This is a genomic window from Streptomyces sp. SPB162, assembly GCF_029504575.1.
Classification (GTDB): Bacteria; Actinomycetota; Actinomycetes; order Streptomycetales; family Streptomycetaceae; genus Actinacidiphila.
The window spans coordinates 4,973,536-4,988,623 of sequence record NZ_JAQFII010000001.1; the positions used below are offsets into that span (position 1 = coordinate 4,973,536).

Consider the following 15,088-nt stretch of genomic DNA (forward strand, 5'->3'; position numbering starts at 1 on the left):
ATGATCGGCTTGGCCCTGGCCGCCGTGGTGGCACTGTGCGCGGTAGGCGTCGTCCACGCGGTCGCCCTCCTGCGCGCCGACGCCAAACTCCCCGACGACCTGATGCTCGCCCTGGAAGTAGGCAGCACCCGAACCACCCGCACCGGAAACGCCGTCGACCAACTCGGCATGCGCTGGTCCCCCATGGTCATGCGCTGGATGGGCCCCACCCGCGTCGCCAAAATGCGCATGAAGATCGACCACGCGGGCCACCCCCCACGGGTTGACGGTGGAGCGGTACGCGGCGCGGAGGGCGGTCTATGGGGCGCTGGGGGGGTTGGCGGCGTTCGCGCTCCTCACCAGCGGCCACTGGTTCCTGGCGCTGATCCTCGTCGGATACGCATGGGGTTGGGCCGACCTGGGCCTATGGCTCGCCGTCCGCAAACGCCGCGACGACATCGAGCGGACCCTCCCCGACTTCCTGGACGTACTGGCGGTGGTGGTGAGCGCCGGGTTGGGCTTCCGTCAGGCCTTGGAGCGCGTCAACACGGTGTACAAGGGCCCTTGGTCGGACGAGATCCGCATCGCGCTGCGGCAGATAGATGTGGGGGTGAGCCGTCGCGATGCTTTCGACCAGCTCCGCAAGCGCAACAAGAGCGATCAGGTCAGCCAGTTCGTGAGCACGCTGCAACAGGGCGAGGAGCTGGGCGCGCCCATCGCGAGGACGCTGCTGCAGATCGCCCAGGACATGCGCCGGACCGAGGCGCAGAACGCACGACGCCGCGCGGCGCGGACGGTGCCGAGGGCGACCGGGGTCATCACCATGCTGTTGGTGCCTGCGACGATGATCCTGCTGATCACGGGCACGGTCATGGGCTCTCAGATCAACTTCGGCAATCTCCTGGGAAATGGGTGATTCCGCACATGGGTCATGTACGGAACCGCCATATTGGATGCGCCAGTTGGCGCACAAAGGGATGCGGTTGCACGGGTTTCGGGTGTACCTTTGCAGACGCAACCATATTTGCACCTGCAATCAAGAGCGGATCGCTACGGACCGGACCGGTGAGAGGCGGTGCGCCGTGAACTGTGACGTCGGGGCCGACGGTCGTAGCGAGCGTGGGAACGAGAGACCGGCCGTCGCATTGGGCGTGGTTGGCGTTCATCAGGTGACAAAGGATGGGGCGATCAGACATGAGCACTTGGGCAGTGAAGCGGCTCGTGGTCACGCAGATCTGGATGCGCGAGAAGTTGAGCAGCGACCGGGGGCAGACGTCCTTCGAGTACCTGGGGATCGCCGTCGTGATCGCGGTGATCATCGGAGTGCTCGCGGGAACGACGGACATCGGCACGAAGGTCAAGAACGGCATCACTGGCATGATCGACAAGGTCATCGCGGGCGACGGAAAGTAGCGCTAGCGCGCAGCGACGATGGACAAACGATCGGCTTGTACATCGTGGCGGTGGCGGCGCTGTTCTTCCTCGCGTTCGCGTTCTTCGCTGTGGGCCAGGCGTCTGTTGTCCGGAACAGCGCCCAGACGGCGGCTGACGCCTCCGCGTTGGCAGCTGCCCGTAGCGCCCGCGACGACGTCAAAGACGCGTTCAACAAAGCGCTACGCGAGGGCGACTTGCCCCGACTCGGCGATCTCCTCGCGGGGGCCGGCATGCAGGGTGCCGGTGCCTGCGAGGCCGCGGAGACCATGGCGGTGGCCAATCACGCCGATCGTCAGACATGCGAACGAGTAGACGGACCTCCTGGTTATGCCGTCGGCGTTCGTACCCAAGGAACCGTAGGTAAGTCCGTCATCGAGGGCACGGAGGACAAGCACGCGGTGGCACATGCCACGGCTGTCGTTGACCCCCGTTGCACCGTGGGCCCCAAAAACGGCAAGGCGATCACGTTCACCTGTAACGATGCTGATGTGATCGTAGATCCGACGGCAAGCGATTTCCGGTTGGACCTTTCGCTGTTCTACTCAGTCCACCTGAGCACGTAACGGCCGGTCGAGCAACGAAGGAACGGGGAGTTATGGGCGACCAGTACAGGCCGATCCGACGGGCCTCAGCGATGGTGGCGCTCGCGGCCGGCGTCGCCCTGGCTCTGGCGGGCTGCGGCGGAGGCGGGGATGGCAAGCAGCCGGACAGCAAGCCCTCGTCCCACTCCAGTGCTCCGAAGGCGGGGAGTTCTTCGGGGGGGACCACCTCCCCGTCGGCTGAGCCGACCCAGGTCCTGGCCCAGGTCAAAGGGGAGAAGGGAATCGAGATCACTATCAACTCGGTTGTCCGGGATGCGGGTGGTTTCGTGACGGTGCAGGGCGTAGTCACCAACAACGGCACCGAAACCTTCAACGCGGACATGTGGGTGGGTTCGGAGACCGCGGTCAGCAAATCGGGTGCCTCGGTCGCCGGTGCGGTTCTGGTCGATGAAGCGGGCAAGAAGCGCTACTACGTCCTCCGCGATACGGAGGGCAAGTGCCTGTGCACGATGGGCCTGCTCAGTATCCAACCCAAGGAGACCCGCCCCATCTTCGCCCAGTTCCCCGCCCCTCCCACCGCCACCACCTCCGTCGAGTTCCAGTTGCCCACCATGCCGCCCGCCAAGATTCAGATTTCGGAGGGGTGATCGGTCGTGGACCGTACGAAGCGTCGGGCTGCCGGTGCGGCCCTCGTCGTGCTTTCGGTGGTGTCGGTCGGGCTGGCCGGGCCGGTGGTGGTGGCCCGGGCGGATGGAGGGCCCTCGCCCTCCACCGCCGCGCCTTCGGCGCCGGTGAAGGTCGATCCGACGTCGCCGCGGCTGAAGTTGCCGGAGGGGGCGACGCTCGCGCCGGCGAAGGTGCTGGACATCGTGGCGGTCACGGACCAGTCGTCGACCAGCGCGAGTCAGCCGGAGCAGCGGCATGAGGAGTCCAATACCTCGATCACGTACGCGCTCCAGGCGGACGTGCTGTTCGGCAGGGACAGCGCCGCGCTGTCGGCGGCCGCCACGTCCCGGATCAAGGCCATCGCCGGCGACATCAACGCGAAGCACGTCTCCTCACCCATCCGGGTCTTCGGCTTCACCGACGACCTGGGCAGCGAGGAGCACGGCGACATCCTGTCGAAGCAACGCGCCGACGCCGTCTACGGAATCCTGGCCAGTTCGCTCGGTTCGGCGGGTGGCACGACGCACAGTTTCCAGGTGCGCGGGTACGGCGAGGACTACCCCATTGCGGATAATTCGACGGAAGCAGGCCGCCGGCAGAACCGCCGCGTGGAGATTACGTTCACTCCGTCCGGCGCGTGAGGTGCTGAGCACGCGCTCATAGGCGGTACGGTGTAACTCCCCCCCTCGGGCCGGTTCGCTCTCCCCCCCCCCTGCGAACCGGCCCGTTTTTTGTTGCCCGCGTCCAGGTGGCGTCTGTCGGAGCCTCAGGGCCGGCAGCCGCCCGTCGCGTCGATGACGTGGCCGGTGGCGCTCCGGTGACTCCGCCTCGATCGGCCCGCCGGCGGAGTTGATCGCGGCGTTGTTTGACGAGGACGTCCAGGCGGGGTGCCTGGCGCGGGTCTCTCCTTGTCGCGGGTGAGCGCTGTTGCGGAGGGACTCCTTCGCGCGGCGTGCTGACCGGCCGCGCACTGCGCGTGGACCCTACATTGGCGCCATGCGGACAAAAGGGATGATTCGATGTACGGCGGGTGTGGCCGTCGTCGTCGGGCTGAGCGGGTGCTCCGTCGGCGCCGGGGCGCCCGAGGGGTGGAAGGTGATGCGCGGCGGCTCGGTCGCCGTCGCCCATCCGAAGGTGTGGGAGGAGCTGCGCACCGCCGGCGCCGGCGCACAGGCCTCCGCCGTGCTGCGGGGCAAGGGCGGCCGTCAGGTCGGCGAGATCACCGTGCGGCCGGGCGGTGCCATCCGGCGCGGCGTCCGCCCGCGGCCCATGACCATCGGGGGCCGTCCCGCGACGCAGGTCAGATACGTGGAGCGGGCCGCGGACGGCAGCAGAAACCGCGCCGTCGAGGTCACCACGACCGACAGCCACGGCCGTCCTGTCCTCGTCCGCGTCACCGGGCCCGACACCGCGGGCTGGCCCGTCGAACTGCGGCAGATCGTCAACAGCATCGACGTCAATTGACGGCGGACCGCGCCTCGATCTCCACCCGCACCCCCCGCCGCACCCCCCAGCGCTCCATCGCGCCCGCCTCCGCCTCCAGCACGTGCCGTGCCCGCAGGCGGGGGCGTCCCAGGCGGCCGGGGGGCATGGTGCGCACCGCCAGGACGCGCAGGCGGCGGTCCAGGTAGGCGACGTCGATCGCGAAGCGCATCCGGACGGTGTGCACGCTCGTCGCGGGGGTGAGGAGCAGCGCTCCGGTCAAACCGTCGCGCCCGAGCAGGCCCCGGGTCCTGGCGCGGTAGGACGCGGCGATCTCCAGGCCGATCTCCCAGGGGACGGACGGAGCCGGCTCGTCGTCCGTGTCCGACGCCGAAAGCCGCAACGTGCCCCCGCCGTCCCGCCACCGGTGCCTCCGACGCATCCAACCCATCCGATCCATCCGACCAGCACCTCCGTGTAGCCTCGGCCCCCGAAACCCCCCGAAACCCGCAGGGCCCGCGCCTCCCGCGCCGTGCCGAATCCGTCCCGCACGGGAGGACACCGGATGTCTGTCTACCTCACCGCGGCCGCCGCCGTCTGGGGAATCGCGGCGGGCCTCGCGCTGCCGCGCGCCACGCACCGGCTCGCGGTCGCGTCCGGGGAACCGGTGCGCGCGGACGACGAGGACGGCCGCCGCTACCCCGGCGGCCCGCGCGGCTGGATCGGCGGGAAGGGCGCGGGGCAGCGGCCCTACGGCACCGTGCTGCTCTGCGTCACGGCCTGCGCCGCGCTCGCCGCGCTCGTCGGGGCTCGCCCCGAACTGGTCGTGTGGCTGGTGCTCGTGCCGCTCGGCGTGCTGCTGGCCCGTATCGACCTGGCCGTCTTCCGGCTGCCCGACGTGCTGACCATCCCGGCGATGGCCGCCACGGCCGCCCTGCTGGGCGTCGCGGCCCTGCTCCCGGGGCACGAGGGCTCCTGGCCGCGGGCGTTGCTCGGTGGGGTCGTCCTGGGGGCCGTCTACTTCCTGCTGTTCCTCATCAACCCGGCCGGCATGGGCTTCGGCGACGTGAAACTCGCTCCCACGCTCGGTCTGGCCCTCGGCTGGTACGGCTGGCCGGTGCTCTTCGCGGGCACCTTCGCGGGCTTCGTCCTCGGCGCCGTCGCGGGGCTCGTCCTGCTGGCCACCCGCCGGGCGAACCGTAAGACGCCCATGCCCTTTGGGCCGTTCATGCTGATCGGAGCCCTGGGCGGGGTGCTGCTGGCGACCGCCTGACCGCCACCGGCACCCCACCTGGGCGAGGGCTACGCCTCGCTGCTCACCGACCAGAGGTTCACGCCCTCCGGCTCCACCGCGTGCTTGTCGATCTCCGCCAGCTCCTCCGCCGTGAGCTTCGGCGCGCCGACCGCCGCCACGTTGGCCTCCAACTGCCTGACCGACGAGGCGCCGATGAGCGCCGAGGTGACGCGCTCGTCGCGCAGCACCCAGCTCAGCGCTAGCTGGGCGAGGGACTGGCCGCGGCTCTGCGCAATGTCGTTCAGGGCGCGGAGCCGGGTGACCGTCTCGTCGTTGACCAGGGCCCGGGTCGAGGGACTTGCCCTGCGCGGCGCGGGAGTCTTCGGGGATGCCGCCGAGGTACTTGTCCGTCAGCAGGCCCTGGGCGAGCGGCACGAAGCCGATGCAGCCCATGCCCTCCTCGGCGAGGACGTCGAGCAGCCCCGTCGTCCTCGATCCACCGGTTGATCATCGAGTACGAGGGCTGGTGGATCAGCGCCGGGACGCCCAGCTCACGCAGGATGCGGGCCGCCTCGCGGGTGCGCTCGGGGCTGTACGAGGAGATGCCGACGTAGAGCGCCTTGCCCTGCTGGACGGCGGAGGCCAGGGCGCCCATCGTCTCCTCGAGCGGGGTCTCCGGGTCGAAGCGGTGGGAGTAGAAGATGTCGACGTAGTCGAGGCCCATGCGGGACAGCGACTGGTCGAGCGAGGAGAGCAGGTACTTGCGGGAACCGGCGTCGCCGTAGGGGCCCGGCCACATGTCCCAGCCGGCCTTGCTGGAGATGACCAGCTCGTCGCGGTACGGGCGGAAGTCCTGCGCCAGGATCGTCCCGAAGTTGGACTCGGCGGCGCCGTAGGGCGGGCCGTAATTGTTGGCCAGGTCGAAGTGGGTGACGCCCAGGTCGAAGGCGCGGCGCAGGATCGCGCGCTGCGAGTCGAGGGTGCGGTCGTCACCGAAGTTGTGCCACAGGCCCAGCGAGATCGCGGGCAGCTTCAACCCGCTGCGGCCGGTGCGGCGGTACTCCATGGAGTCGTAGCGCTCGTCGGCGGCGCGGTAGAGGGAACGGTTATTCATGGGCCCTGCCTATCACGCCTCTCGACCCCGGGATCCGAAGCGGAAGCCGGGCACCCGGTTCGTGCGCTCGCCGCCGCGCGCAGTACTGTGGCGATCGGGTGACGAGCGCTGGAGGGGCTGGTACGCGATGAATCTGCGCGACCTGGTGTATGGGCTGTATGCCCGCCGAGTGGAGCACCGCCTCGATCTGGCTCAGGGCCCCAAGCACATTGGCGTGATCCTGGACGGCAACCGGCGCTGGGCCAAGGCCGCGGGCGGTACGACGGAGGAAGGCCACCGGGCCGGCGCCGACAAGATCGCCGAGATGCTGGGCTGGTGCGAGGAGACCGGGGTCAAGGTCGTCACGCTCTGGCTGCTGTCGACCGACAACCTGGACCGTCCCGCCGAGGAGCTCGTCCCGCTGCTGGGCATCATCGAAGGCGCCGTGAGCGGGCTGGCCGAGACCGGCCGCTGGCGCGTCCACCACGTCGGCACGATGGACATGCTGCCCGCGCGCACCCAGTCGGTGCTGAAGGAGGCGGAGCAGGCCACCCACGGCGTCGAGGGCATCCTCGTGAACGTCGCGGTCGGCTACGGCGGCCGCCAGGAGATCGCGGACGCGGTCCGTTCGCTGCTGCACGAACACGCAGGACGCGGCACGTCCATCGAGGACCTCGCCGAACTGCTGGACGTCGAGCACATCGCGGAGCACCTCTACACGCGCGGCCAGCCCGACCCGGACCTCGTCATCCGCACCAGCGGCGAGCAGCGCCTGTCGGGCTTCATGCTCTGGCAGAGCGCCCACTCCGAGTACTACTTCTGCGAAGTCTTCTGGCCCGCCTTCCGCAAGGTCGACTTCCTGCGCGCGCTGCGTGACTACGCCGCGCGCCACCGCCGCTACGGATCGTAGTCATCGGGGCGGCGGCGTGTGGCCACCGCGACAGATGATTCGTAGTCGCCGCGGCCGGCGGCCCGTAGTCGTTGCGAACGGCGGTTCGTAGCCATGCCGACGGCGCCGCCCCACCTCGTCCGGCGCACCGCCGCCCCACACGTTCGGCCCGCGACGAGTACCCCCTACGGCCCGCCGCGGGCGGTCCCGCCGACCGCCCTCGGGCCGTTCCGCCGGCCGACCCCTGCCACCGGCTCCCGCCGGCCCCGGACGACTTCTCCGTAGCCCCCTTCGGCCATCTGCCGCAGCACCCTCCGTTCATCTGCCGCAGTTTTTTCGGGCCCGCGCCAGGATTGATGGCACAGCTGTCATATGCAGTCGCATAGGCACCCTCTTTCGAGGGCATACACCGGTCAACAGCGGACGGCACCCAGGTTCGTCCGCCCGGGAGGCCCTTTGCCCACGGACGTGCCGTTTACGGAGGGCCGCGGACCGGCCCACGCGCCCGGTCCCGGCCCAGTACAGCGCGACGTTGTCGCACCCCGACCTCTGCCCGAGGGGGTTCGTCCACACGTGGTGAAAAGCAAGAATCGCCGGGAGCACGACCGGCGCACTTACGTTCTCGACACCAGCGTCCTGCTTGCCGACCCCAATGCCCTCACCCGCTTCGAAGAGCACGAGGTCGTGCTCCCGGTGGTGGTGGTAACGGAGTTGGAGGCCAAGCGGGCCCACCCCGAGCTCGGCTACTTCGCCCGTCAGGCGTTGCGGCTGCTCGACGACTTCCGGATCAAGAACGGGCGCCTCGACGCCCCGATCCCGATCGGCGAGCTGGGTGGCACGCTCCGCGTCGAACTGAATCACTCGGACCCCGGGGTGCTCCCCGTCGGGTTCCGGCTGGGTGACAACGACTCGCGCATTCTGGCGGTCGCCCGCAACCTCCAGGCCGAGGGGTACGACGTCACGGTCGTCTCCAAGGACCTGCCGCTGCGGGTGAAAGCCTCCTCCGTCGGCCTGCTGGCCGAGGAGTACCGGGCCGAGCTGGCGATCACGTCGGGCTGGACCGGTATGGAGGAGCTGCTGGTCGACGCGGAGGAGGTGGACAGGCTCTACGCGGAAGAGGTCATCGTCCTGCCCGAGGCGGGCGACCTGCCCGTGCACACCGGACTGGTCCTCCAGTCCGAGCGCGGCAAGGCGCTCGGCCGGGTGACCGAGGACGGCCGGGTGCGGCTGGTGCGCGGCGACCGGGAGGCCTTCGGCCTGCACGGCCGCAGCGCCGAACAGCGGGTCGCGCTCGACCTGCTGCTCGACCCCGACGTCGGGATCGTGTCGCTGGGCGGACGGGCGGGCACCGGTAAGTCGGCGCTGGCCCTGTGCGCGGGTCTGGAGGCCGTGCTGGAGCGACAGCAGCACCGCAAGGTGATGGTCTTCCGGCCGCTGTACGCGGTCGGCGGACAGGAGCTGGGCTACCTGCCGGGCAGTGAGTCGGAGAAGATGAGCCCCTGGGCTCAGGCGGTCTTCGACACCCTGTCCGCGGTGACGTCCAAGGACGTCATCGAGGAGGTCGTGGCGCGGGGCATGCTCGAAGTGCTGCCGCTCACCCACATCCGCGGCCGGTCGCTCCACGACGCGTTCGTGATCGTGGACGAGGCGCAGTCGCTCGAACGGAACGTCCTGCTGACCGTTCTGTCCCGTATCGGTGCCGGGTCGCGGGTCGTTCTGACCCATGACGTGGCACAGCGGGACAACCTGAGGGTCGGCCGGTACGACGGGGTGGTGGCCGTCGTCGAGAAACTGAAGGGGCACCCGCTCTTCGCACACATCACCCTGAACCGGTCCGAACGCTCCCCGATCGCCGCATTGGTGACGGAGTTGCTGGAGGACAACGGGTCGTAACCAGGGCAATAACGGGGCATAGCCGGGCCATATCCCGGTGACCGTGCGTGAGTTGAGGCTGCTGCGTCCCCAAGGGGCGCAGCAGCCTAGCGTTATGGGGAGCGCCACGCCGATGCTTTCCGGACAAGACGCCGTGTGACGTTTGCCACGCAACCGTAAATTGCTTGACGGCGTTCCCTTCCCGCTAGGGTGTGACGCTGTCAGGCCCCGCTTACGGCACACCCACACCCCCAGCGGTGTGGAACCCCAGAACTGAACAGCGTCGCCGCCGTAAGCCGCCCGAGCAACACGCGGAATCCCGTCAGGGAACCCGCATCGGGCCCGTGCCCCCGTGACCAGTCGGACCGCTCGCGGTCCGGAACAAGGGGAGGCCAGCGTTCAGGGGCACGATTTCGTCCGCGAGGTCACCACGCGGACGGTGCTGGAAGGACAACCGTGTGAGCCGGATCTCGGTCCGGGGATTCGCCGTGGCCTCGGCCACCGCAGTCACCACCGTGGGCGCCGTAGTCGGCGTCGCAGCAGGCGCTGACCAGGGCTCCAACCAGCCTGTCGAAGCCGCCGGCGCGACGACCGTACTCGCGGACATACCTGCTGGCCAGCAGGTTCAGCAGGCTTCTCTGACGCAGCAGGCGCAGGCGCAGTCCGACGCCGCGCAGGCGGCGGCGAAGAAGGCCGCCGAGGACAGCGCGCGCCAGCAGGCCGCCAAGGACGCCTCCGCCAAGAAGAAGGCCGCCGACGAAGCGGCCGCCAAGGCGAAGGAAGCCCGCGAGCTGGAGGCGAAGGCGGCCGCGAGCCGTTCCTCCGAGCGCGCGACGTTCGCGGTCAAGAGCTCGTACACGACCGCCGAAGTCAAGGACATGGCGCGGCAGATCGTCGGGGCCGATCAGTTCCAGTGCTTCTCCAACATCGTGGAGCACGAGAGCGGCTGGGACTACACGGCGACCAACCCGTCCTCGGGCGCGTACGGACTCGTGCAGTCGTACCCGGGCAACAAGATGGCCACGGCCGGCGCCGACTGGCGGACCAATCCGGCCACGCAGATCAAGTGGGGCCTCAACTACATGAACAGCCGGTACCACAGCCCGTGCGGCGCCTGGTCCTACTGGCAGCAGCACCAGTCGTACTAGGCCGCAGCGCATCCCCTCGTACGGGGTGAGCGTCCACCGCATGCCCCCCGACCCCACCGGTCGGGGGGCATGCGCGTGTCGGCACCCGTACAGGGGGCAGGCGGCCGGAGAGGCAACCCCGGACACGGGTAACGTCGTCCTCCTCACCGGTGCCCGTTCCGGTGCCGAACACAGGGGCAGGGGAACGCGATGTCGGAAAAGCGCCATTGGAGCGCGATGGCCGCCTCCAAGCTGGCCAAGCTCGCCGACCGCCTGGATGAACGACGCGCCGAGGTGACGGCCGAGCAGGACGAACAACCCGACGCCCCGCCGCCGAAGCCGAGACCCAAGCCGAGAGCCACGCCGCGGCCGGACGTCCAGCGGTCGGACGTCGCTCGGTGGGACGTCGCGAGGTCGGACGTCGCCCGGTCGGACGTCGAGCAGGGGACCGAGCCCGGGTCGGAGACCGAACACGGATCGGAGACCGGTACGGAGCCGCGGCCCGCGCCCAGGGCCGTGGCGGCCCCCGGCCATGCGCCGAAGGCACCGGCCGCCAGACTGCCCGACCCGCTCGCCGTCGTGCCGTGGAGCATGCGCGTCGGCGCCGAGGTCGCCTGGCGGCTGCTGGTGCTGGCCGGCACCGTCTACGTGCTGATGCGGATCATCGGCGCGATACAGCTGGTCGTCCTCGCCTTCGTCGCCGCGCTCCTCATCACCGCCCTGCTGCAACCCGTCGTCGCCCGCCTCAAGCGCGCCGGCGTCCCGCGCGGCCTCGCCACCGGCATCACCTTCATCGGCGGCTTCGTGCTGATGGGCCTGGTCGGCTGGTTCGTGGTGTGGCAGGTGATGGACAACGTCGACGACCTGTCCACCAAGCTCACCGACGGCGTCGCCGAGATGAAGCGCTGGCTCCTCAACAGCCCGTTCCACGTCACCGACGACCAGATCAACCAGCTCGCCACGAACCTCACCGACACCATCAGCACGAACACCAAGGCGATCACCGACGCGGGGCTCCAGGGCGTCACCGTCATCGTCGAACTGCTCACCGGCGTGCTGCTGGCGATGTTCAGCACGCTCTTCCTGCTCTACGACGGCCGCAACATCTGGAACTGGACCCTCAAGCTCTTCCCCGCCGCCGCCCGCGACGGGCTGGCGGGCGCCGGGCCGCGCGCCTGGCGGACGCTGACGCTCTACGTGCGCGGCACGGTGATAGTGGCCCTCATCGACGCCGTGTTCATCGGCGTCGGCATCTGGTTCCTGAACGTGCCGATGGCGGTGCCGCTGGCCGTCGTCATCTTCGTCGCCGCCTTCGTCCCGCTGGTCGGCGCCGTCGCCTCCGGCGCGCTGGCGATGGTCGTCGCGCTCGTGACCGAGGGGCCGTTCACCGCCCTGATGGTGCTCATCGTGGTGCTCGCGGTCCAGCAGATCGAGGGCCACGTCCTGCAGCCCTTCATCCTCGGCCGCGCCGTCCGCGTCCACCCGCTGGCCGTGGTGCTCTCCGTGGCCGCCGGGTCGCTCATCGCGGGCATCGGCGGCGCCGTCGTCGCGGTCCCGCTGGTCGCCGTGACGAACACCGTCGTCGGCTACCTGCGCACGCACGCCCGGGAGGCGGCCATGGCCGCCGAGGTGGACCCGCGCGACACCGTGGTCGAGGGGTAGCTCCCCGTATGACGCCGACGGGCCCCCGACCGGTTGGTCGGGGGCCCGTCGCGTACCGCGGTGCGGCTGCTCAGCCGGTGATGCCCGTGATGACGGCCTCGGCGTCCAGCGTCGTTCCGACCGCCTGGACGACGGCGGCGATCTTGACCGCCTCCTGGATCGTCTCGCGGGAGACGTCCGCCTTGCGCAGCACGGCCTCGTGCGAGTCCAGGCACTGGCCGCAGCCGTTGACGGCGGAGACCGCCAGCGACCACAGCTCGAAGTCGACCTTCTCCACACCCGGGTTGCCGATGACGTTCATCCGCAGCCCCGCGCGCAGCGTGCCGTACTCCGGGTCCGACAGCAGGTGCCGGGTCCGGTAGAAGACGTTGTTCATCGCCATGATCGCGGCAGCGGACTTGGCGGCGGTGTACGCCTCGGGCGACAGGTTGGCCTTCGCCTCCGGCTCCAGCTCGCTCAGCACCCGCGGCGAACGCGACGCGATGGCGACGGCGAGCACCGTGCCCCACAGCTGCTGCTGCGGAAGCTCGGAGTTACCGATGACCGAGCCGAGGTTCAGCTTCAGGTCCTTGGCGTAGTCGGGCAGCGCCGACTTGAGGTTGTCCAGTGACATACCGGATCACTCGCCCGCGAGGAGCGCGACCGGGTCGAGAGTCGTCTCGCCCTTGCTCCAGTTGCACGGGCACAGCTCGTCGGTCTGCAGCGCGTCGAGCACCCGCAGCACCTCCTTGGGGTTACGCCCCACGGAGCCGGCGGTCACCATCGTGAACTGGATCTCGTTGTTCGGGTCGACGATGAACACGGCTCGCTGCGCGAAGCCGTCCTCGCCCTCGACGCCGCAGTCGCGCATGAGCTCGTGCTTGGAGTCCGCGAGCATCGGGAACGGCAGGTCACGCAGGTCGGCGTGGTCCTTGCGCCAGGCGTGGTGCACGAACTCGGAGTCACCGGAAACGCCGAGGATCTGCGCGTCGCGGTCCTTGAACTCGTCATTCAGCTTGCCGAACGCGGCGATTTCCGTCGGGCACACGAACGTGAAGTCCTTGGGCCAGAAAAACACCACAGACCAAGAGCCTTCGTAGGTCTTGTGGTTGATCTGGGTGAAGGCCTTGTCCGCGTCGAGGTCTACGCACGCGGTCAGATCGAAGGTGGGGAACTTGTCGCCGACGGAAAGCATAGATAAGCCTTTGGTACGGGAAAGACCGGATCGCGGTATTTCCTGCGGGTTGGACGGCTTCCACCCTCCCATGGGGCGACTGATCGTGGAAATCGTCTGAGGTGTGATCATTGATCGTCTTTAGCTATCAACGCGGTGGCGGGTGGCGTCTTTCAGACGATTTTGACCAGAGCCGGGTCGGACCTGCGGCCTCGTCCGGCGGGACGAACCACCACGGAGGTCACGTTTCAGCGCAAGAGGGACCGCTGCGCGATAACCGGGTACGCCGTCCAGTCCCGCGGTACGGCCGGTAACTCGATCGACGCCCGCTCCCTCCGCGCTTCCGCACAACGTAGTACGGTCCGCCGCACCGCTTCGCGGGCGTCCGGAAGTGTGCTCTGGCGCGCGAAATCGATTGCGGAGATTCTTCCCGGCGAGAAAGTGGCGCGAAGTTCGGTTCTTTTCTTGCTTGAGGCAATCCAGCTCCGTGGCGGTATCCGGATCCGCCGGCAGGCGGGCCAGAATTCCGAACCGCGCTGTTATGCATTCACGGTCGACGTACCGACGTACCGACGTACCGACGTACCGACGTACCGACGTACCGCAGGAATGCCCGCTCCACGAACTCCTCGACGAGTGGCCCGACCCGGGAGATGCCACCGCAGCCGCCGTCGGACGCCCGGCATGGGTAGCGGTAGCCGTACTTCTTCGCCGAACCGCCGGCCGGGTAGGGGTTGGGGCGACGGTCGAGGACCTTTCCGACGTGCCAACCGTTGCCGCGCGCGAGACCCGGACGTCGTCGAGGGATCCCGGACGTCGTCGAGCTGTCTCTTCACCCCACGGCGTCCGTCGAGTGGATCGCCCGCCCGCGGGTCCTCCCTCATGCGCGGGTACGCGCCGACAGCGATCATGGATCTCTCCGCCCCTGGGATGTGATTTGCTGATATGTCCAACGAGAGCGACGATCGAATGTCTTCACGGCGAAGAATGTGTGTGCCATCGGAGGAAGTCATCGTCACCCCAGCCCCGTCCCGTCACGGGACGAAGTCCCCGACCTTCCCGCAGCTGCGGGCCTTTGCCGCTGTGGCCGAGTACCTGCACTTCCGGGACGCGGCGGCGGCCATCGGGACCAGTCAGCCGGCGCTCTCCGGGGCGGTGGCCGCGCTGGAGGAGACGTTGGGGGTGCAGCTGGTCGAGCGGACGACGCGGAAGGTGTTGCTCACCGCTGCCGGGGAGCGGATCGCCGCTCGGACACGGAGCGTGCTCGACGCCGTGGGGGAGCTGATGGAGGAGGCGGAGGCGGCGCGGGCGCCGTTCACCGGGGTGTTGCGGCTCGGGGTGATCCCGACCGTCGCGCCGTATCTGCTGCCGACGGTGCTGCGGCTGGTACACACCCGGTACCCGGCGCTGGATCTGCAGGTGCACGAGGAGCAGACGTCGTCGCTGCTGGAGGGGCTGACCGGCGGGCGGCTGGACCTGCTGCTGCTCGCGGTGCCGCTCGGGGTGCCCGGGGTGACCGAACTGCCGCTGTTCGACGAGGACTTCGCCGTGGTCGCGCCGCGGGGGCACTGGCTGGCCGGGCGGCAGGCCATTCCGCGGGAGGCGCTGCGGGAGATGGATCTGCTGCTGCTCGACGAGGGGCACTGCCTGCGCGACCAGGCGCTCGACATCTGCCGGGAGGCGGGGCGACCGGGCGGGGTTCCGGTGACGACGACCGCGGCCGGGCTGTCCACGCTCGTGCAACTGGTCGCGGGCGGGCTCGGGGTGACGCTGCTGCCGCGGACCGCGCTGCTGGTGGAGACAGGGCGCAACGACCAGCTGTCGACGGGGTACTTCGCGGATCCCGCGCCGTCGCGGCGGATCGCGCTCGCGATGCGGAGCGGGACCGCCCGGGCGGAGGAGTTCACGGCCTTCGCCGCCGCGCTGCGCGAGGCGCTGCGGCCGCTGCCGGTCCGGGTCCTGGAAGGGGCGGAGGACGTCGGCCGGGCCTGAGGGAAGTCAGGCCCGGCCGCGGG

14 protein-coding genes and 2 pseudogenes are annotated in these 15,088 nt (G+C 69.6%); 12 read left to right on the forward strand and 4 right to left on the reverse strand.

Translation table 11 applies throughout. The annotated features are described in order from the left end of the window. From M2266_RS22835 to M2266_RS22860, 6 genes and pseudogenes are all read left to right on the forward strand, one after another. A pseudogene (locus M2266_RS22835) lies at positions 1 to 895 on the forward strand (DUF5936 domain-containing protein). Positions 896 to 1,173: 278 nt separating this feature from the next. Next, positions 1,174 to 1,392 (forward strand): hypothetical protein, encoded by a 219-nt coding sequence (locus M2266_RS22840; protein ID WP_277439855.1) that lies wholly within the window; start codon positions 1,174 to 1,176, stop codon positions 1,390 to 1,392. A gap of 29 nt (positions 1,393 to 1,421) precedes the next feature. Further along, entirely contained in the window at positions 1,422 to 1,976 is a 555-nt protein-coding gene (locus tag M2266_RS22845) for a pilus assembly protein TadG-related protein (protein WP_346780955.1), read from the forward strand. A gap of 32 nt (positions 1,977 to 2,008) precedes the next feature. After that, a complete protein-coding gene (locus tag M2266_RS22850; protein WP_277439856.1) occupies positions 2,009 to 2,602 on the forward strand; it encodes a hypothetical protein in 594 nt (197 codons plus the stop codon). 72 nt (positions 2,603 to 2,674) lie between these two features. Continuing rightward, on the forward strand, positions 2,675 to 3,262 hold the full coding sequence (locus M2266_RS22855; protein ID WP_277441313.1) for an OmpA family protein: 588 nt from the start codon (positions 2,675 to 2,677) through the stop codon (positions 3,260 to 3,262). A 355-nt stretch (positions 3,263 to 3,617) separates the two neighbouring features. Next, positions 3,618 to 4,085, forward strand: a complete 468-nt coding sequence (locus M2266_RS22860) for a hypothetical protein (protein WP_277439857.1) — start codon at positions 3,618 to 3,620, stop codon at positions 4,083 to 4,085. Here M2266_RS22860 and M2266_RS22865 read toward each other — a convergent pair. Beyond that, positions 4,078 to 4,485 (reverse strand): DUF192 domain-containing protein, encoded by a 408-nt coding sequence (locus M2266_RS22865; protein ID WP_277439858.1) that lies wholly within the window; start codon positions 4,483 to 4,485, stop codon positions 4,078 to 4,080. The two genes, M2266_RS22860 and M2266_RS22865, sit on opposite strands and share 8 nt — an antisense overlap. 123 nt (positions 4,486 to 4,608) lie before the next feature. On the opposite strand from M2266_RS22865, the gene M2266_RS22870 reads away from it, so the two are divergent. Further along, positions 4,609 to 5,316: an A24 family peptidase gene (locus M2266_RS22870; RefSeq protein WP_277439859.1), complete on the forward strand. Its 708-nt coding sequence runs from the start codon at positions 4,609 to 4,611 to the stop codon at positions 5,314 to 5,316. Between the two features lie 29 nt (positions 5,317 to 5,345). Here M2266_RS22870 and mgrA read toward each other — a convergent pair. Further along, a pseudogene (mgrA, locus tag M2266_RS22875) lies at positions 5,346 to 6,391 on the reverse strand (L-glyceraldehyde 3-phosphate reductase). A gap of 127 nt (positions 6,392 to 6,518) precedes the next feature. Between mgrA and M2266_RS22880 the strand changes: the two are divergent. From M2266_RS22880 to M2266_RS22895, 4 genes are all read left to right on the forward strand, one after another. Next, positions 6,519 to 7,280: an isoprenyl transferase gene (locus M2266_RS22880; protein WP_277439860.1), complete on the forward strand. Its 762-nt coding sequence runs from the start codon at positions 6,519 to 6,521 to the stop codon at positions 7,278 to 7,280. 552 nt (positions 7,281 to 7,832) lie between these two features. Then, on the forward strand, positions 7,833 to 9,152 hold the full coding sequence (locus M2266_RS22885) for a PhoH family protein (RefSeq protein WP_277439861.1): 1,320 nt from the start codon (positions 7,833 to 7,835) through the stop codon (positions 9,150 to 9,152). 437 nt (positions 9,153 to 9,589) lie between these two features. After that, on the forward strand, positions 9,590 to 10,279 hold the full coding sequence (locus tag M2266_RS22890; RefSeq protein ID WP_277439862.1) for a transglycosylase SLT domain-containing protein: 690 nt from the start codon (positions 9,590 to 9,592) through the stop codon (positions 10,277 to 10,279). 189 nt (positions 10,280 to 10,468) lie between these two features. Beyond that, positions 10,469 to 11,920, forward strand: a complete 1,452-nt coding sequence (locus M2266_RS22895) for an AI-2E family transporter (RefSeq protein WP_277439863.1) — start codon at positions 10,469 to 10,471, stop codon at positions 11,918 to 11,920. A 70-nt stretch (positions 11,921 to 11,990) separates the two neighbouring features. On the opposite strand, the gene M2266_RS22900 is transcribed toward M2266_RS22895, so the two are convergent. Both M2266_RS22900 and M2266_RS22905 read right to left on the reverse strand, forming a co-directional pair. Then, entirely contained in the window at positions 11,991 to 12,533 is a 543-nt protein-coding gene (locus tag M2266_RS22900; RefSeq protein WP_277439864.1) for an alkyl hydroperoxide reductase, read from the reverse strand. A 6-nt stretch (positions 12,534 to 12,539) separates the two neighbouring features. Then, positions 12,540 to 13,094, reverse strand: coding sequence for a peroxiredoxin (locus M2266_RS22905; protein WP_277439865.1), 555 nt, complete (start codon positions 13,092 to 13,094; stop codon positions 12,540 to 12,542). A 990-nt stretch (positions 13,095 to 14,084) separates the two neighbouring features. On the opposite strand from M2266_RS22905, the gene M2266_RS22910 reads away from it, so the two are divergent. After that, positions 14,085 to 15,065 (forward strand): hydrogen peroxide-inducible genes activator, encoded by a 981-nt coding sequence (locus M2266_RS22910; protein ID WP_277441314.1) that lies wholly within the window; start codon positions 14,085 to 14,087, stop codon positions 15,063 to 15,065. Positions 15,066 to 15,088 lie beyond the last annotated feature (23 nt).